Raw genomic sequence first — 18,321 nt, 5'->3', positions numbered from 1 at the left:
CCTCGTTGGAGGGAGGGCGCGCATACGGACGCCCCTCCAATGAGGGATGGCGTTCGCGGTCCGCTGCGGTAGAGTGCGTCGGCTGCGGGCGGAGTGGTTTCCGCGCGCGGGCCGTGCTGCTGTGCTTTTCCCCATGCCCCTTCGGTCAATCCGCCGCTTCGTCTGGTCGTGCGCGGCCTATTTCATCGTTTCCCTCGCGTGTGCCGCTGCGCCGGCACGCGTCGCGCAAGAGCTGACGGACGCGTGGCGCTTCCGCTTCGGCGAACTCCCGTCGACGCCCACGCTCGCGGACACGGCGCAGTGGACCGAGATCGCGTTGCCGCATACGTGGAACGCCCGCGACGGCGCCGACGGTGGTGGCGACTACGCGCGCGGCACCGGCTGGTATCTGCGGCGCTTCACGCTCGGGCCCGAATGGGCGGCGAAGCGCGTATTTCTCGAATTCGACGGCGCGAGCCGCGCCGCGAAGGTCTTTCTCAACGGCCAACTTCTCGGCGAACACGTCGGCGGCTTCGCGCGTTTCCGCTTCGACACCACGGCGGCGCTGAACCGCGCCGGCGAAAACGTCCTCGCTGTCGCCGTGAGCAATGCGCCCGACGGCACCGCGCCGTTCAGTGCGGACTTCACGTTCTTCGGCGGCCTCTATCGCGGCGTGCGGCTCGTCGGCGTGGACGATCTCCACGTCGAGCTGATGGACCACGCCTCGCCCGGCGTCTACATCACCAGCCAGCATGTGACAGCCGAGAGCGCGGGCGTCTGCGTCGTGGTGCTCGTGCGCAACGATGCGACGCAAGACACGCGCGGCGAGATCGAGGTGGTGCTCCGCGACGCGGCCGGAAACGTGGTCGGCACCGCGCGCAAAGCCGCCGATTTCCCTGCGGGCGCGACGGCGCACAACAGTGTCGATTTCACGCTCGCGCACCCGCGGCTGTGGGACGGTCAGCGCGACCCGCACCTCTACCGCGCCAGCGTGATCGTGCACGCCGACGGCGCCGCGCGCGACGCGCTCGAGCAGCGCTTCGGCGTGCGGTCGTTCCGCATCGATGCGGACAAGGGATTTTTCCTCAACGGTCATCCGCTCGATCTTCACGGAGTCAGCCGTCACCAGGATCGCATTGGCAAAGGCTGGGCCATCAGCGAGGCGGACGAGCGCGAGGACTTCGCGCTGATCCGCGAGATGGGTGCGACCGCGGTGCGTGTCGCGCATTACCAGCAGTCGCCGCTCTGGTTCGATCTGGCGGACGAGAGCGGGTTGGTGGCGTGGGCGGAAATTCCCGTCGTCAACGAGGTGCCCGCGGGCGCGCACTACCTCGAGAACGCCCGGCAGCAGCTCCGCGAGTTGATCCGCCAAAACTACAACCGGCCCGCGATCGTCGTCTGGGGCGTCGGCAACGAGACGCGCGAGGACGGCGAGAAATCCTCCGGCCCGATCCGCGTCAACGGCGTCGAGTCCGGCCGCGTCCTCGCCGCGCTCGCTCAGACGGCGAAGGCCGAGGATCCGACCCGCCCGTCGGTCTACGCGTCGAATCATCAGGCCGAGGATGCGCGGAATTTCCTCACGGAGGTCACCGCTTTCAACCGCTACTACGGCTGGTATCACGGCCGCGCCGACGAGATCGGCCGCTGGCTCGACGACGCGCACCAGCGTTATCCAGCGTTGCGCTTCGGCATCAGCGAATACGGCGCGGGCGCCAATCCCGCACAGCACGAATGGCCCGCGCGCAAGCCGCCGCACGCCGGTCCGTGGCATCCCGAGGAATATCAAAACGATTACCACGAGACGCACTGGCTGGCGTTTCACGCGCGGCCGTTTCTCTGGTGCAAGTTCATCTGGAACATGTTCGATTTCGCCGTCGATGCGCGCAACGAGGGCAGCAATCCTGGTATGAACGACAAGGGACTCGTCACCTACGATCGTCGCATGAGGAAGGACGCGTTCTTCTGGTATAAAGCCAACTGGAGCGACGAGCCGGTGCTCTACCTGACGAGCCGCCGCTGGACGGAGCGCCCGGCGGGCCGCGCGGAGTTGAAGGCTTACTCCAATGCGCCGCGCGTCGAACTCTGGCTCGATGGCAAGTCGCTCGGCGTCATCGAGAGCGACGAACACCGCTTCCGCTGGCCGGTCGAACTCGCGCCCGGAGAGCACCACGTCGTCGTGCGCGCTGGCACGCTGTCCGACGCGATCACTTTCACCTGTCTTCCTCCGAAACCCGCCACCCCATGACTAAGCTCTCGCTCGCCGCGCCTTCTGCCGCCCGTCCGTTTCCCGCCGATTTCGCGTGGGGCGCCGCGTCTGCTTCCGCCCAAGTCGAGGGCGCCGCGCAGGAAGACGGCAAGGGCGAGTCGATCTGGGACGTGTTCGCCCGCCGACCCGGCGCGGTGAAGAACGGCGACACGCCCGCCGTCGCGTGCGACCACTATCACCGGTGGCGCGAGGACCTCGACCTGATGGTCGATCTCGGCGTGAAGCACTACCGGCTGTCGATTGCGTGGCCGCGGATCATGCCGGACGGCGTCGGCACGCTCAACCGTCGTGGGCTCGATTTCTACTCACGCTTGCTCGACGCGATGCTCGCGCGCGGCATCACGCCGTGGGTGACGATGTTTCACTGGGATCTGCCGCAGGCGCTCGAGGCGAAGGGCGGCTGGCCGACGCGGCAGGTGGTCGACGCCTTCGCCGACTACGCGGACACGCTGGTCAAGACCTACGGCGATCGCGTGAAGAATTGGATCACGCTGAACGAAATCGCCGTCTTTGTGGACAACGGCTACTCGGTCGGACGCCACGCGCCGGGGCGCAAAGAGGATTTCGCGACCGTGCATCAGGCGTTCCATCATGCCGTGCTCTGCCACGGCCACGGCGTCCGCGCCGTGCGCGAGCATGGCGGCAAAGGTGCGCTCGTCGGCCTCACCGACAACTCGCGCGCCATCACGCCGGTCAGCGAAACACCGGAAAACATCGCCGCGGCGCGCGTAGCGTTCGCGCGGCAGAATTGCCGCATCCTCGAGCCGATTTTCACCGGCGCCTATGGCGAGATCTACCAGAAGCACACGAAAGGCTGGCTGCCGAAAATCGCGCCCGGCGACATGGCACTGATCGCCGCACCGACGGATTTTCTCGGCATGAACATCTACTCCGGCGATTTCGTGCGCGCCGGTGCGAACGGCGAGCCGGAGTTCGTGCGCGTGCCCGAGCACTACCCGGTCGCGGACAGCCCGTGGCTCCGTTGGAATTCTCGCGCGCTCTACTGGGGGCCGCGGCACGCGGTCGAAGTCTTCGGCGCGAAGGCCGTCGTCATCACCGAAAACGGCGCCGGCTACGACGAGGCGCCGCCGGTGCACGGGCAGGTGAACGACCTGCACCGCCTCGAATACATCCGCGCCTGCCTCGGCGAACTGCACCGCGGCCTCCGCGACGGCGTGCCGACGCTCGGCTACTTTGCGTGGTCGCTGATGGACAACTTCGAGTGGGCCGATGGCTACGCGCGGAGGTTCGGGCTCGTGTATAACGATTTCACGACGCAGCAGCGCACGCCGAAGGCCAGCGCGCTCTGGTATCGCGAAGTGATGAACGCCAATGCCCTCGTCTGACGCCGCTCCCTTTTCCCGACGCGCCTTCGTGCGCACGCTCGGCCTCGCCGGCGCCGCTGTCGCGGCCGCGCCGCTCGTCAACGAGAGCGTTTTTCGCGCCGCGGCGGGCGACCCGCGCACGCTCGTGCTGATCCATCTCGCTGGCGGACACGATGGCTGGAGCACGTTCGTGCCGGCTGACTCCGACGACTACTATCGCGCGCGCCCCACGTTGGCGCTGCGCCGCCCGGAGCTGTTGCGCCTTAGCGAATCGCTCTGGCTGAATCGTGCTGCGAGCGACCTCGCGCCGCTGTTCGAGCGCGGCGAGTTGGGCATCGTGCCGCAGGTCGGTTTGGCGCCGGCGAGCCTCAGCCACTACCGCGCGACGCAGGTATGGCTTAGCGGCGGCGCGCCCGAGGAAATCGAGACAACGCCGTGGTTCGCGCGTGGCAACGCGACGGTGACGGAGCTGAGCGGCGACTTTTCGGCATCTCTCGCCCGCGTGGGCACAGAGGCCGCAGCGCGCGACGAGACGGAGGTGTTTTTCGTGCGGCTCGGTGGCTTCGACACGCATTTCGACCAGCGCGTCGCGCACGATGCGGCCATCGCTGCGTTCGCGCGCGGCGTGGCGCAGCTCCAGCGCGCGCTTGCCCGGCGTGGCGTCGCGGAGCGTGTGCTGACGGTGGCGTTTTCGGAGTTCGGTCGCACGCTGGCGGAGAACGAATTCTCCGGCACCGACCACGCGGCGGCCGGTCCGTGCTGCTTCATCGGCCCGGGCGTGCGTGGCGGCGTGCTCGGCCGGTTCGATCCGACGGTGGCCGCGCCGGTCATCGACCATCGTCGCGTGATTGCGACCTGCGAAAGCTGGCTCGGTTGGGCGGAAGGCGCTGGCGCCACGTTCAAATCGCTGCCGGTGCTCACCTGATTTATGCGTTCCACATTCCTCGGCCTCGCGGCCGCACTCACCCTTGGCCACGCGCCGTTCGCGTTCGCGAGCGGCTCGAACGTAGAAGTCTACCTCACGGCGCAGGAGGGCGGGGCGCGGCTCGCCCGACAGGAGCCGCTGGCGCTGCATGCCGCGCCGGAGATGACCGAGAAGACGGCTTACGTGTTCGTCGATTGCTCGAAGCAATTCCAGACGATGGTCGGCATCGGCGGCGCGCTCACCGACGCCGCGGCGGAAACCTACGCGAAGCTGCCCGAGGCGAAGCGCCGCGAGTTGCTGCGGGCGTATTTCGATCCGCGCGACGGCATCGGCTACACGCTGGCGCGAACGAACATCCATTCGTGCGATTTCTCGAGTGGCAGCTACACCTACGTCGCTGATGGCGATCGCGAGCTGAAGACCTTCTCCCTCGCGCACGACGAGCGCTACCGTCTGCCGTTCATTCGCGACGCGATCGCGGCGGCCGGCGGCAAGCTCACGCTCTATGCGAGCCCGTGGAGTCCGCCGGGTTGGATGAAGAGCAACGGCGAGATGCTGCACGGCGGCACGCTCAAGCCGGAGTTTGCGGCGGTGTGGGCGGAGTATCTGGCCAAATTCGTGCACGCCTACGAGGCGGCCGGCGTGCCGGTGTGGGGCCTCACGGTGCAAAACGAGCCGATGGCGGTGCAGAAGTGGGAGTCGTGCATTTTCACCGCGGAGGCCGAGCGCGATTTCGTGCGCGATAACCTCGGGCCCACGCTCGCTCAACGCGGCCTCGGCGACCGCAAGCTGATCGTCTGGGACCACAACCGCACGCTGATGTATGACCGCGCGCGCGTGATGCTGGAGGATCCGGCGGCGGCGAAGTTCGTCTGGGGCGTTGGCTTCCATTGGTATGTCAACGACGCCTTCGAGAACGTGAAGCGCGTGCAGGAGGCGTTTCCGAACACGCACCTGATGCTGACGGAGGCGTGCCTTTACCCGTGGGATCGCGCGAAGATGAACGAGTGGCACTGGGGCGAGCGTTACGGCACCTCGATCCTGCGTGACCTGAACAACGGCGCCGAAGGCTGGACCGATTGGAACATCCTCCTCGACGAAACCGGCGGGCCGAACCACGTGCAGAATTTCTGCTATGCGCCCGTGCACGGCGACACGCGCACCGGCGAGCTGCTCTGGATGAATTCGTTCTACTACATCGGACACTTCTCGAAATTCATCCGCCCCGGCGCGCGCCGCGTAATCGCCTCGACCACGACCGACGAACTCGAGAGCACGGCCTTCGTCAATCCCGACGGCACGACGGCGATCGTGGTGCTCAACACCGGTGACAAAGCGCAGCCGTTCGTGCTGAGCCTCGGTCGCGAGGGTGTCGCCGCGACCACGAGTCCCGCGCATTCGATCATGACGCTGGTCGCGCCGGCGGCGAAGTGAGCGCGGCCCCGACCACAACTCGACCAGTTTCGGGCAGTATGGTCGGGCAGTTTCGACCGCCGCATTCAACTTCACCGCGAGGTGGGTCAGCCATCGATTTGGCTGGGCGCGTAGACTGAGGGGAGCTGCACCGAGCGGCTGATGGAGGCGCCGTTCATTCTCCAGATGATGAGGTGGCCGGCCTGCGGGTTATGCACGAGGAGGTCGCTGTTGCCGTCCTGGTCGTAGTCTGCGACGGCGACGATGTGCCAGCTGCGGTCGAGCGTCGGAAGGGGAGAGGACCGCGCAACGCTGCCGTCGGGATTGACCGACCAGATCACATGCTCCCCTGTGCTGGAGTTCTCGAGGACGAATTGTGCGAGGCCATCGACGGAGAAAGTGCCGCTGCCGACCACGTGCCAATCCGCCGAAAGCGTGGGCAACGGGACGGAGGCGTGGACGCGCCAACCATCGAGAATCCAGACGACTTGCTGTCCGTCGTTGATATTGCGGAGCAGAATGTCGGTGCGGCGGTCGTGGTTCAAATCGGTCGTGGATTCGAACCGCCAGCCTGGGGCAAGCGTGGGCAGGTTCAGTGCGCTGACAAGGGTTGGGCCGCGCATCAGCCAGATCCCGCGCGCCCCCGTGCCAGTGTTCTCGAACAGCAGGTCGTTGTAGCCGTCACCGTTGAGGTCGCCGCCGTGCGACACTCGCCATTCCGCCGCAGTGCCGGGCAACTCGAACACTGTGTGGAACTCGAGATCGCGGAGCGACGCCAGCCAGCGAGAGCGCTCGGTGGGATTGGAAAAGAGGATGTCGGGGAAGCCGTCCCGATCGAGATCCTTGGCAATCGGCCCCCGCGCTGCGTTGATGGCGGGGCCGGCGAAGGACCACTCAGCGGGCAGAGTTGGCAGCGTGACGGTTGCCGCCACCGTATAGTCGCTCGCGAGGGACCAGAGCCGGCGCTCACCGGAAAGAGCATTTTGGAGGAGGATGTTTGGGCGGCCGTCGGAGGTCAGGTGTCCAACCCCCGCGATGCGCCAGCCATCGTATCCGGCCGGCAAAGTCACCGATTGGGCGATGGCGAAGTCGGCATTCATGATCCAGAGGACGCGTTCGCCGCTTTCGGTGTTTTGGAGGACGATATCCGCCCGGCCGTCGCCCGAAAAGTCGGTCGCGCCACCGATCAACCACATGGTAGGCAGGGCGGGCAGTGCGAGCGAGGACTGGATCGCCGTGCCCGCCATCTTCCAAACTACACGTTCACCAGTGGCGCTGTTTTGGAGGAAGATATCAGGCTGGTCGTCCGCGTCAGCATCGCCGACACATGCGATTTGCCAGACGGTCGGCAGGGTGGGAAGCGCAACGGAGGAGACGATGGTTGCGCCGCTCATCAGCCAGATGACATGCTCGCCGGAGAGCGTGTTTTGCAGCACGATGTCGGCGCGACCGTCGGCGTTGAAGTCACCGACGCCCGCAAAATGCCAGCCACTCGTGAAAGTCGGAAGGTTGGCCGAGCCGACGATCGAGGTGCCGCTCATCCGCCAGATGACGCGTGCGCCGCTCACTCGATTCTCCAAGAGGAGATCCGTCTGGCTGCCGCTCAGGAGCGAATCCTGCGGAGCCCGTGCGACAGTCATCGTGATGTCGCGCATCGCGGAGCCCGCGCTGTTTGCCGCGCGCAGCTGAACGACAAACGTGCCCATGACGGTGGGCGCGCCGGAAATCGCGCCGGTGGCCGGATCAACCACAAGACCGGCGGGCAGTCCCGAGGCGCTGAAAGACGTTGGTCCGTTGGTTGCAGCGATCGCCAGTTCGAAGGGGAACCGCAAGTAGCCGGTCGCGGTTGCGCCGTTAGTGATCACCGGAGGAACGGCGGGGGCCACCGTGAGCGTAAGTATGCGGGAGTCGCGGCCGGTGGTGTTGGCGGCGGCAATCGCGATGGCGAAGGCGCCACTCGCGCTGGGCGTGCCGCTGACGACGCCGGTCGACGTGTCGACGGTGAGCCCCGGCGGAAGGCCGAGGGCATTGAAGGCATTGGGGGAATTGGTGGCGTCGATGGCGTAGCGGAACGGCAAGTCAACCTGCGCCGAGGCAGTAAGCGCGCTCGTGATCACCGGAGCGGGACGCACCACGGTGATCACGAGCGTGCGGGCATCGCGGCCGTAGTTGTTGGCGGCGGCGATGCTGACGCCGAATGCGCCGATGGCAGTGGGGGTGCCCGAAATGACACCGGTGACGGTGTCGACGGACAGCCCGGGGGGCAGGCCTAGCGCGTTGTAGCTGTTGGGCGTGTTTTTGGCGGTGATGGAGTAGGAGAACGGAGCGTCGCGCGTGATTGAGGCGGTCAGCGCGCTGTCGATCACAGGAGGCATGGCGGCGAGGCCCGACCAGTTGAGTTGCACGGGGCCGTAGCTCCCCGAGGAATAGCTGTCGACCGCGACATAGTAGGTGACGCCTGCCGTAGCCGCAAAGGTGAGGCGACTGGTCGTGTCGGTATTGCTGTCGTCGTTGCGGGCAACGATCGTGAGGGACGAAAGGGCGGTGCCAGTGTAGACTGCCAGCGTGGTATCGAAGCTGCTACCTTTGGTCGTCAGCAGCGCCGTGCCTGTTGATGGGGCGAGCCAGCGATACCAGATCGAGTGGGAGTTGCCTGACCAGTGCACGGGTTCACCGCTTTCGGCGGTGGCACGGGCGTTGTTGGCAACGAGCGAGCCGAAGCCGCCGTTGATCGCCTGCGCGTTGGCAAAATTGTCGTTGGGCGGGACGACGGTCGTGTCGTAGATGACGAAGCTGACCGCGCGCGTGTCCCAACCGATGGTGTTGCCGGCGCGGAGCTGCACGTTGAACGTGCCAGGTGTGGTGGGCGTGCCGGCAATGCCGCCGGAGGCGGAGTTGATCGTCAGGCCGGGCGGCAGACCTGTGGCGGCGTAGTCCGTGGCGCTGTAGAGCGCCACGATCGGATAGTTTGCGGAAATTCCGGCCGGCAGGTAAACTGCGGATTGATTGGTGATGGTGGGGGCGCGGGTGGCGACGTCGCTCCAAGATAGGTTGAATGGACCGGCCCGCGTGTCGGCACCGTCGACCAGGATGTAGTAGGTGTTGCCCGCCACGGCGTTGAAGTTGAGCAGACTATCGGTCGTGCCACCTGCGGGATCGTCGTCGTTGATGCCGACTTCGGTGAGATAGTAGGGCCCGCTGGCTGCGGACCCCGTGTAAACCGCGAGAACGGCATCGAGGCCGGAGACCGCGAAGGTCATGCGGCTGATCGGCGTCGCTCCGTTGGTCGGTGCGAACCAAGAATACCAGACGGTGCGGCCCGCAGCGTTGGGCAGGGTGGATTCAGCGGACTCCCGAGTGGCGTGGAGATTGGAGCCGACGATGTTGCCTGATCGGGAGGAGCCAAGGGAAACCGCGTTGGCCAAGTTGTCGTTCGGTGGCGGTCCTGCTGCGACGGTGAGCGCGAGCGTCTTGCGATCAGTGGCGGTGCTGTTTGCGGCGGCAATCTCGACATTGAAGGATCCGACGGAGATCGGAATGCCGCTGATGACGCCGGTCGATGTGTCGACGACGAGTCCGGAGGGGAGCCCGATGGCGTTAAAGCTGTTCGGTTGGTTGGTGGCGGTGATCGCGTAGCGATAGGAGGCGCCCGTGGTCGCGGAACTCGTGAGGCTGCTGGTGATCACCGGGGGCGGGGCGGGAACGACGTTCAACGTAAGCGTGCGGGAGTCGCGGCCACCGTAGTTGGCGGCGGCGATGGTGACGCCAAAGGTGCCGGGGGTGGTGGGAGTGCCCGTGATGCTGCCGGAGGAGGTGTTGATCGTCAGCCCGGGCGGCAGCCCCAGCGCATTGAAGCTGGTTGGGCTGTTGGTGGCTTGGATCGTATAGGAAAATGCGACGCCGACCTGGGCCGAGGCGGCGGTGGCACTGAAGATGACGGGGGCGGGCTGCGGGGAAACCGTCAGCGAGAGCGTGCGGGAGTCGCGGCCGCCGTAGTTGGCGGCGGCGATGGAGATATCGAACGTGCCTGCCGTCGTGGGAGTGCCGGAAATCACGCCGGTTGTTTGGTTGACGGAAAGGGCGGCGGGCAGCCCGGTCGCATTGAATGCGGTCGGTGAGTTCGAGGCCGTGATCGTGTAACTGAAGAATGATCCAGCTTGGCTGCTGGCTGAGAGTGGGCTGGAGATCAGGGGGATTGGCGGCAAGCCGACGGAGAGGACGAGGGTGCGCGTATCGGTGCCGAAAGTGTTCGCCGCCGCGATGGTGACGCCAAACGTTCCGCTCGCGGTCGGTGCGCCACTGATGAGGCCGGAGGTTTGGTTGATGGCGAGTCCGGCAGGGAGTCCGGTGGCGTTGTAGGCGGTCGGCGAATTGGTCGCGGTGATCGCGTAGGAGAAGGACGCGCCGGCCAAGGCGGTGGCGGTCAGCGAACTGGTGATCGCGGGCTGCGATGGGTGCGGTGCGACGGTGAGGGTGAGGGTGCGTGCATCGCGCCCGAAGATGTTGGCCGCAGCGATGGTCACATGGTAGGTGCCGGTGGCGATCGGTGTGCCCGAAATGACGCCCGTATCGACGTTGACGGTCAGCCCAGATGGGAGTCCGACCGCGTTGAAGGTTGACGGGTTGTTTGTGGCGGTGATGGCGTAGGAGAATGTTGCATTGGCGTTGGCGTTGGCGGTCAACGCGCTGCTGATAGCGGGCGGGGCGGCCGGTGTGACATTGAGTGTTAGAATCCGGGTGTCTGTGCCGTAGCTGTTGGCCGCCGCGATCGTGACGCCGAAGGTTCCTGTTGCCGTCGGGGTGCCGGAGATCCGTCCGCTGTCGAGATTGACCGACAAGCCGGGAGGCAACCCGGTAGCGTTGTAGGTCGTCGCGCCCGGAGCGACGATCGCGTAGTTGAATGCGGTGCCGAGGTAACCATATGCGTTCAGTGAACTCGAAATCGCCGGGGTCGTCGGTATGGTGCCAGTAACGGTATACTGTCCGATGCTGCCATAGACGGTGTAGCCACTTGGCGGATTGCTGAGCGGGGTTCCTACGCCAACCGGGGCCACTTCGAGGAAGAAGGTCCCGCCGGTGACGGTTGCGGTCAGGGTCGCCCGGGTTTCGTCCGTTGGATTCGCGGTTGCGAGCACCGTGCCGTTCGCGTCGAGCAGGCGCAACCGGATGTCGAGGTTGCCCCCGTTCGTGTATTGAGCGGAACGGAACGGCGATGCGGTCACGCTCACGGTGCCTCCCCCGAGGGTCAGCCGGAAATAGTCGACGTCGGTGGATTGTTCGATGAGCCCGGAAAGGGAAATGGCGTTGCCTTGTGGAACGACCGTCGTCGCCGTCGCCGGTGTGTTGCCAACGTCGTCCGCGCGATAGGTGAGCAAATTCGCCATGATCGCCAGATCGTCCTCGGTGTTGTTGGCCCCGTAGTATTCGCCTTTCGACCATTGGCTCACGGCTTGGTTGTAGCCGGTGCCCATGATGGGACCCCAGGAAACGGCGCCGCTGCCGTGGCCGCCATAATACGTGAGGCTTGATGTTCCGTCGTGGGACAAGCCCAAATTGTGGCCGAATTCATGGCTCGCGGCTTCCGAGACGATATCGGGACGGCCCCCGGCAAGGTTGTTGTAGTAGACCAACGCGGGCTGATAGGTGGTGACATAACTCGAGTAGTTGAAGACTCCGACGTAGGCTACGCCGCCTGCCGTGCTATAGGGCGCCGCGACGCCATTTGCGTCCGTGTTGCGTGTGATCAGCACACGACCTGTTCGGGGTCCGAAAGTGGTTGGCTCAACCGTGGTCACGTTGATGTTGAACGGCGCAAAGTCCTCCGCCACGCGCTGCCAGATCTGGTAAATCGCCGATTGCTCGGCTTCGCTGAATGTCGCCGAATCGCCGTCCAGATCATACGCGAGGAAGTTCCACGAGGAGACGTTCGCGCTGCTGTTCCACGCGGAGCCCGTCAAAACATGGCCGTTGAAGTCCAGATAAAGCACATTGGCTGCGCCGGGCCGGCTGCTGTAGGCGGGTGGGTTTGCGATCGGCACTGTTATGGGCTCCGCCACCGAGGCGGAACTGCCGGGCGCCCAACTCCCGTCGATCAGAGGTTTGGCCTCGTGGGGTTCGGCTGCTGGTTCCGGCACTGCGGTCAAGCCCTTGCAGACGTAGTAGACCATGCCGGTCGCGTCGACGCGCAGGGTCTCGATGTCATTGCGGTGAAATTGCATCCCGGAGAGTCGCTTCAGCGCGAATTCGCGCAGGGGGGCGGGTAGGGCCGTCAATTGTTGGCGCAGCGTGGACTCGGGGACATCCTCAACCTGCACCGGAATTCCGGCACCGAAGACGATGCGTGGCCCCGGCATAGCGGACGCGGCCTCCGCAGGAGCGGATCGAGTTCGGCCGGCGATGTTTTGCCTTTCTGCAGCGATAGGGCCGTCCTTTGGGGATACCGGCGTGTGTGCGAGCCAAACCCACGCACCCACCGCGCATACTATTCCCAAGAGGGATCCAACCGCTCTTACTCTCCGCATGAGCGGCATAAAAACCGCCCGCGCGCTAGTCCGTCAACCATCGGATTTACTACTATGGCCGGCTAAGGTTTCAGCCCGGGGGGCAGAGGTGAATGATGCCGCGCTGGAGCGCAGCCGTGACGGCCTGCGTGCGGTCGGCGACGCGGAGTTTCGCGAGGATGCTCTTCAGGTGATCCTTCGTCGTGTATTCGCTGATGCCGAGACGGTCGGCGATCTCCTTGTTGGCGAGGCCGCGGGCGAGGGCGTTGAGCACATCAATCTCGCGCGGCGTGAGCTGTTCGTAGAGCTGGCGCGACTTCAAGCGCGAGGCGACGTCGCGCGGGATCCAGCGCTTGCCGGCGGCGACGGCGTGGATGGCGGGGATGAGTTCCTTGTCGGTTGCGCTCTTGAGCACGTAGCCCTGCGCGCCGGCTTCGAGGGCGGTGTGGATCTCCTCGTCGCCGTCGAAGGCCGAGAGCATGAGCACGCGTGCGTCGGGCGCGCCGCGACGGATCTGGCGCAGGGCCTCGTGGCCGCTGCGGCCGGGCATGCGCACGTCCATTAGCACGAGCTCGGGCCGAAGCTGTTCGTAGAGCGCGACGACTTTGTCGCCGTCGTCGGCCTCGGCGACGACGCGGAGGCCGGGCTCCGTGTTGATGAGCGCGACGAGTCCCATGCGGACAATGAAATGGTCGTCGGCGACGAGGATTCGGACTTCGGTGGTGGCGGTGGTGCTCATAGCACGGCGGCGTCGCGCGGGGTCGCGGCGGAAAGTTTAAGGGTGACCTGCACGGTGGTGCCTTCGCCGAGCGGGCCGGAAATATCGAGGCGGCCGCCGAAGCGCTTCGCGCGCTCGCTCATGCCGAGCAGGCCGAAGTGGCGGTCGCCGTGGGCGGCGACGCGGTTGGGCGCGAGACCGCTGCCGTTGTCCTTGATCGAGAGCGTGACCTGGTCCGGCGTGAAGGTGAGGCGCACGAGCGCGAGCGTGGCGCCGGAGTGCTTGATGACGTTGGTCAGCGCCTCCTGCGTGATGCGGAGCAGATTCTCCTCGACGATTTCGGGCAGGCGCTGGCGCTCGCCGAGCGTCTCGCACTCCACGGTGACGGCGCTGCCGGCGGCGACTTGGCGGCAGGTGATGGCGATGGCTTCGGCGAGGTCGAATTGGTCGAGTTCGCGCGAGCGCAGCGCCCAAAGCGACTGGCGCAGCTCGAGCTGGCTTTGGCGGAGGAAATCGCGCGCGAGTTCGAGCGGCGCGCGCGCCTCGGCGGGCTTGGTGGCGAAGAGGCGCGCGGCGGTGTCGAGTTGGAGGGCGATGCCGGTGAGCGTCTGCTCGAGGCCGTCGTGCAGCTCCTGCGCGAGGCGCGTGCGCTCCGTGAGCACGGCGCGGAATTCCACCTCGGCGGCCTTGCGCGCGCCCATCTCGTGCTGGAGCTGCTCGGTGCGTTCCTGCACGCGCTGCTCCAGCTGGTCGTGCGCGGCCTGCAGTTCGTGTTGGGCTTTTTCGCGTTCGGCGATGGCGGCGCTGAGCATGGCGTTTTTCTTCGCGATGGTGAGCAGCCACGCGACGACGCCGGCGAGGACCACGGAAATGATGATGAAGCCGACGATCATCCGTTCCGCCGTGAACCAGCTCGGGTAATCCAGCACGCGAACGCTGCCGGGATTGGGCAGGAGGAGATTGAGCGAGCGCATCCTGCCGTCGTCGCCAGTGTCGTATTTCGCGACGCCCGCGAGTTCGACTGTGGCGCCGAGCGGCACGAGCGTGAGCACGGAGGATTCCTGCGGGGTCTCGCATTCGGCGGTGAAGGTCGCGTCGGCGTTCTGGATCGTGCAGACGACGCGGACGCCGGAAAACGGCCCGGCCTCGCGCTGGACCGGGCGCACGCTCCGCGCGAGCAAGCGGCCGCGCAGGAGGATGAACTCGGCCGGATGCAGGCCGTTGCGCAATTCCTCGAACGGAATCTCGCGCGCGGCGAGCGGCGGCTCGTTGCCGTCGACGGGACGCAGCACGGCGTCCTTCAACACTGGCTGGTAGTCGACGAACTCCACGAAGCCCACGGCCTCGACGATGCGTCCGGGTTGGAGCTGCTGTGGCTGGCTGGTCTGGATGTGCAGCGCGCCGGTGCCGTCCTGCACGAAGAGATCGAGGCCGATCCGCTGCAGCGTCACGGCGCCGCGCACGTGGATGCGTTCGCTCAGGCTCGCGTCGGCGCGGTAGCGCGCGATGTCGCGGATCGCGACGGCCGGTTGACCGAAGGGCGGGTGCGTCTCCGCCTGTTCGACGAGAAAATCCTCAGCGGTCGGCACGAACAGGTTGACGGCCGTCAGCTGGTGGATCGCGGCGTTGAAGGCCATCGTCACCGTGCCGCGCACGCGAACCTTCGCGGCGATGAGCGACTGCGGGTCGACTTGCGGCGGGAGCTTCGGAAAGACGCGGACGCGATACGCGCCGACGGAGAGTTCGACCTGGAGTTTGCGGGTGGAGGTCACGCCCACGGCGCGCACGAGACCGGAGATTTCGACGCGCTGCCCGTCCTCGACGCCGGCGAGGAGGCGCTCGACGCTGACCTGGCGCGCCTGAGGCAACGAGGCGAGGCCGCCCTTGGTCAGCTTCACGGCGCGCACGACCGGAGCAAACGCACCGGGGCGGCTGAAGCCGGTCACTTCGATGACTTCGCCGACCGCGGGTGACACGCCGACATGGCTGATGAACACGCCGCCGCTTGCGTCCTGGACGATGAATTTGCCGTTCCAATCCGGTTCGGCGGCGGTGACAACGCCGCGAACGGCGACCGGGAGCTCGATCGCCGCGGCCTCGGGCGAGAGCGCGAGCACCTCGGCAGCGGAGCGCAACGGGGGAGGCGGGGAGACCTCGGCCCGGGCGTCCGCGAGCAACACGCCCGCGCCCAACAGCAGCGCAAGCGCGACGCGACGGAAGGGGCGAAAGGGGTTAACGACGGGGTCGATGCCCCGAGCGAATCGTCCGCCGCGCGCCTTTCCAAGGCTTCTTTGCCCCCCTCGAAAGAGGGATGCGGCCACACAGGAAACTCTCCTGGAAATCGAAATGGTCGGGCTGGTGAGATTCGAACTCACGACCTCTTGCACCCCATGCAAGCGCGCTACCAGGCTACGCTACAGCCCGATTGTTCATCGGAAGGGTGAAGAAGCCCCACGGCCTCGGACGAGGCAAGTCATTATTTTCAGGGGACGATTCCCGGCCACTCTCCCGAACGAAACATGGCGTCCCCGGCGTGACTCGAACACGCGACCAGCGGTTTAGAAAACCGCTGCTCTATCCAGCTGAGCTACGGGGACAACCGTCGTGGCACTTTGCGCAGGCCGGAGGCGCTTGTCCAGCGCGGCGAGATTCCTCGTCGGCGGCGCGCTGGCGCGAAGTCGGCGTCGATCGACAGCCCGGAACCGCCCCGAGCCGGACCGGTCGCAACGGTGGGCCAAATGATGCGCGCATTACCCCGATTGCTGATTTGGTGGCTCACGGCGGCCGCGACGTGCCTGCCCGTGGCCGCGCTTGCGGGCCGCGCGAGCGAGAAGGTCGCGCAGGCGATCCGCGATGCGCTGCCGCGCTACGATCCGGCGCAACGTGCGAGCGCCGAGCGAGGCCAGGAAGCCAAGCAAAACTCCGGCGATCGCTCTCCCGTGCTGAAGAATCCGGCCCCGCCGTTGCCAGCCGCCCCGGTCGTTCCCCCGCCGCCGCCGACTCCCGCGGCCGATGCGCCGGTCGTGCAACTTCAGCCGTTCATCGTGCATGGACGTCGCGAGCAGCCCATCGTGCGCTTGCCGCGGATCGTGGCGCCCGAAGCGCTGCGTCCGGGCGAGGAAACCGCCGATCCCTATATCACTCCGGACGAGCGCCGGGCGCGCCTGCAACGGAAACACCTCTCCGCGCTCGACCGCTCGCTGAACAAGTTGTCCCTCGGCACGGCCCTCCCGAATTCCGCCGACGCTCGCGCTTCGGACGCGGAGCGGCGTGAGCAATTCGCGCGCGGCGCCGCCCAAGTTGCGGACGCGATTCAACTCGGGGCCGTCGCCGGAGAGGACGAAAAGGCGCTCAAGGAACTGCGCGAACTCTACCTGCAGTTGATGACCACACGGCCGAAATGAGACGCCGCGCTGAGTTTTTTGCCCGCGGCGTTTCGTGGTGACCTCGAACCCGCAAGGGTTGAGCGTGGAGCCATGCAACCGGCCGAACTCCTTCCCGAAGTCGCTGCCATCGCCCGCGGGGCGGGCGAGATCATCCGCCGGCACTTCGCCGCGCCGATCCCGATCTCGGCGCGCAAGTCGACGCGCTCCGACGTCGTCACGGCCGCCGACACCGAGGCCGAGGCGTTCATCGTGCGCGAATTGCTGGCGAGATTTCCGACGCATCACATCGTCGGCGAGGAAGGCGGCGGGCAGGGCGCGCCGGCGGCCACGGCGCCGTTCCACTGGTTCGTCGATCCGATCGACGGCACGGTGAATTTCGCGGCGAAGCTCCCGCATTTCTGCACCAGCATCGCGCTCACGACGCCCGACCGGCAGCCACTGCTGGGCGTGATCTACGATCCGACGCGCGATGAGCTTTTCACCGCCACGCGTGGCGGTGGCGCGCACCTCAACGGCGGGCCGTTGCGCGTGACGACGATCGAGGCGCTGAACGACGCGGTGCTTTCCACCGGTTTCCCTTACGACAAGCACACCAACCCGGCCAACAACGAGCGCGAGTGGGCGGCGTTCCTGAAGCATATCCGCGGCGAGCGCCGGCTCGGCTCCGCCGCGCTCGACCTCGCCTACGTCGCCGCCGGGCGTCTCGACGGCTATTGGGAGAACTACCTGAATCCTTGGGACACGATGGCGGGCGTGCTGCTCGTGGCGGAAGCGGGCGGCACGGTGACCAACTACGACGGCGAACCGAATCCCCAGCGGGTCGACCGCGGGCGCTACGTCGCGAGCAACGGACTCATCCACGGCGCGATGCTGGATGTGCTCGCGTCGGTCCGCTGAACCGCGGGGGATGACGGCGGCGCCGGGCGTGTCGGCCGAAGTCGGGAAAACTTTAGGAAATTCTGCGAAAATTTTGTCGCGGGCGCGGCGGGGATGCTGTTCCTTGGGCGCGTCGTGCGTAAGTCCTTTCAACGTCAGCTCTTGATCATCGCCGCCTTGGGCGGCGTCGGGCTGCTCGGGCTGGCGATCTGGTCACGACAGGGGGCGTCAGCGGCTCGCGAGGCGCATCCCTCGATCGCCATGCGGGCCTCGCTGCCCGCGGACAAGGTGGTGGCTTTCGAGACGCCGGAAACGGTGGCCGATGCCCCGGCGGCGGTCGGTTCGGGCGCGGCGCGGGTCGTCGAGCAGCTGCCGGCGGGCGAAGGCGCGCAGTTTTCCACCCTGATCGAGCTGCAGCTCGCCGCGACGGACATGAATCTCGACCTCGATCTGACGACCAAGCAATGGCAGGCGTTCGCGGCCGCGGTCGTGCAGGCGCAGGCGGTGCGACACAATTACGAGGCGACCATCGCGACCGCGACCTCGGTCGCGCCGGGTCGCTACCGCATCGACATCCCGGCCTACGCGGCGGCCGGCGACGAGCTCCGTCGGCAATTTCTGGCCGACCTCGAGCGGGGTCTCGGCAAGGACGCGGCGACGGAAGTCACGCAGGCTTTCGCCCACCGGTTCGAGGGCAGTTTCGCTGGCTTCGGCGTGAGCGCCCAGACGCTCGAGGTTACGGGCGATCCGAAGCACGGGTCGACGAACGTCGAGGTTTCGCGGACGGTGCGTTATTGGGACAGTGCGGACGGTCGCGAGCGGATGACGACGCGGCGCGAGGTGCATTTCCCGAGTGACGAGGACCCCAGCGGTGAACGCTGGAACGCTTTGCTGGCGCTGGTCTCCGCGAGCTGAACCAACGGGCTGAGCCGG

At 66.6% G+C, this 18,321-nt stretch carries 10 protein-coding genes and 2 tRNA genes; 7 read left to right on the top strand and 5 right to left on the bottom strand.

What is annotated here, in order from left to right; genetic code table 11:
- Positions 1-133 precede the first annotated feature (133 nt).
- Genes HZA32_16480 through HZA32_16465 form a run of 4 tightly spaced genes read left to right on the top strand, consistent with a single transcriptional unit; the run spans position 134 to position 5,929 of the window.
- The gene (locus HZA32_16480; GenBank protein ID MBI5425675.1) at positions 134-2,224 is read left to right on the top strand and encodes a glycoside hydrolase family 2 protein; all 2,091 of its coding nucleotides are present in this window, start codon (positions 134-136) and stop codon (positions 2,222-2,224) included.
- On the top strand, positions 2,221-3,591 hold the full coding sequence (locus HZA32_16475) for a beta-glucosidase (protein MBI5425674.1): 1,371 nt from the start codon (positions 2,221-2,223) through the stop codon (positions 3,589-3,591). The genes HZA32_16480 and HZA32_16475 overlap by 4 nt, the downstream gene beginning before the upstream one ends.
- Positions 3,578-4,495 (top strand): DUF1501 domain-containing protein, encoded by a 918-nt coding sequence (locus HZA32_16470; GenBank protein ID MBI5425673.1) that lies wholly within the window; start codon positions 3,578-3,580, stop codon positions 4,493-4,495. The genes HZA32_16475 and HZA32_16470 overlap by 14 nt, the downstream gene beginning before the upstream one ends.
- A gap of 3 nt (positions 4,496-4,498) precedes the next feature.
- A complete protein-coding gene (locus HZA32_16465) occupies positions 4,499-5,929 on the top strand; it encodes a glycoside hydrolase family 30 protein (protein ID MBI5425672.1) in 1,431 nt (476 codons plus the stop codon).
- Between the two features lie 86 nt (positions 5,930-6,015).
- On the opposite strand, the gene HZA32_16460 is transcribed toward HZA32_16465, so the two are convergent.
- The 5 genes from HZA32_16460 to HZA32_16440 form a co-directional block, all read right to left on the bottom strand.
- A complete protein-coding gene (locus HZA32_16460) occupies positions 6,016-12,126 on the bottom strand; it encodes a putative Ig domain-containing protein (protein ID MBI5425671.1) in 6,111 nt (2,036 codons plus the stop codon).
- 373 nt (positions 12,127-12,499) lie between these two features.
- Positions 12,500-13,147 carry a response regulator transcription factor gene (locus HZA32_16455; protein ID MBI5425670.1) on the bottom strand — a complete coding sequence of 216 codons (648 nt, stop codon included), beginning with the start codon at positions 13,145-13,147 and terminating at the stop codon, positions 12,500-12,502.
- Positions 13,144-15,261 carry a hypothetical protein gene (locus HZA32_16450; GenBank protein ID MBI5425669.1) on the bottom strand — a complete coding sequence of 706 codons (2,118 nt, stop codon included), beginning with the start codon at positions 15,259-15,261 and terminating at the stop codon, positions 13,144-13,146. The genes HZA32_16455 and HZA32_16450 overlap by 4 nt, the downstream gene beginning before the upstream one ends.
- A 212-nt stretch (positions 15,262-15,473) precedes the next feature.
- Positions 15,474-15,550 (bottom strand) — tRNA-Pro (locus HZA32_16445).
- 96 nt (positions 15,551-15,646) lie between these two features.
- Positions 15,647-15,723 (bottom strand) — tRNA-Arg (locus tag HZA32_16440).
- 144 nt (positions 15,724-15,867) lie between these two features.
- Here HZA32_16440 and HZA32_16435 point away from each other — a divergent pair.
- The 3 genes from HZA32_16435 (at position 15,868) to HZA32_16425 (ending at position 18,303) form a co-directional block, all read left to right on the top strand.
- Positions 15,868-16,530, top strand: coding sequence for a hypothetical protein (locus HZA32_16435; protein ID MBI5425668.1), 663 nt, complete (start codon positions 15,868-15,870; stop codon positions 16,528-16,530).
- A 72-nt stretch (positions 16,531-16,602) separates the two neighbouring features.
- Positions 16,603-17,409, top strand: a complete 807-nt coding sequence (locus HZA32_16430) for an inositol monophosphatase (protein MBI5425667.1) — start codon at positions 16,603-16,605, stop codon at positions 17,407-17,409.
- 141 nt (positions 17,410-17,550) lie between these two features.
- Positions 17,551-18,303 (top strand): hypothetical protein, encoded by a 753-nt coding sequence (locus tag HZA32_16425; protein MBI5425666.1) that lies wholly within the window; start codon positions 17,551-17,553, stop codon positions 18,301-18,303.
- The last annotated feature ends 18 nt before the right edge of the window (positions 18,304-18,321 follow it).

The sequence above is a fragment of the Opitutia bacterium genome, from assembly GCA_016217545.1.
Taxonomy (GTDB): domain Bacteria; phylum Verrucomicrobiota; class Verrucomicrobiia; order Opitutales; family Opitutaceae; genus Didemnitutus.
This window is presented reverse-complemented; position numbering and strand designations above follow the sequence as displayed.

What these genes read in the sequence shown, in the direction of transcription:
- HZA32_16480 (MBI5425675.1), top strand. Translation starts at nt 134, where the DNA reads ATGCCCCTTCGGTCAATCCGCCGCTTCGTCTGGTCGTGCGCGGCCTAT.
- HZA32_16435 (MBI5425668.1), top strand. Translation starts at nt 15,868, where the DNA reads ATGCGCGCATTACCCCGATTGCTGATTTGGTGGCTCACGGCGGCCGCG.
- HZA32_16470 (MBI5425673.1), top strand. Translation starts at nt 3,578, where the DNA reads ATGCCCTCGTCTGACGCCGCTCCCTTTTCCCGACGCGCCTTCGTGCGC.
- HZA32_16475 (MBI5425674.1), top strand. Translation starts at nt 2,221, where the DNA reads ATGACTAAGCTCTCGCTCGCCGCGCCTTCTGCCGCCCGTCCGTTTCCC.
- HZA32_16460 (MBI5425671.1), bottom strand. Translation starts at nt 12,126, where the DNA reads ATGCAATTTCACCGCAATGACATCGAGACCCTGCGCGTCGACGCGACC.
- HZA32_16430 (MBI5425667.1), top strand. Translation starts at nt 16,603, where the DNA reads ATGCAACCGGCCGAACTCCTTCCCGAAGTCGCTGCCATCGCCCGCGGG.
- HZA32_16455 (MBI5425670.1), bottom strand. Translation starts at nt 13,147, where the DNA reads ATGAGCACCACCGCCACCACCGAAGTCCGAATCCTCGTCGCCGACGAC.
- HZA32_16465 (MBI5425672.1), top strand. Translation starts at nt 4,499, where the DNA reads ATGCGTTCCACATTCCTCGGCCTCGCGGCCGCACTCACCCTTGGCCAC.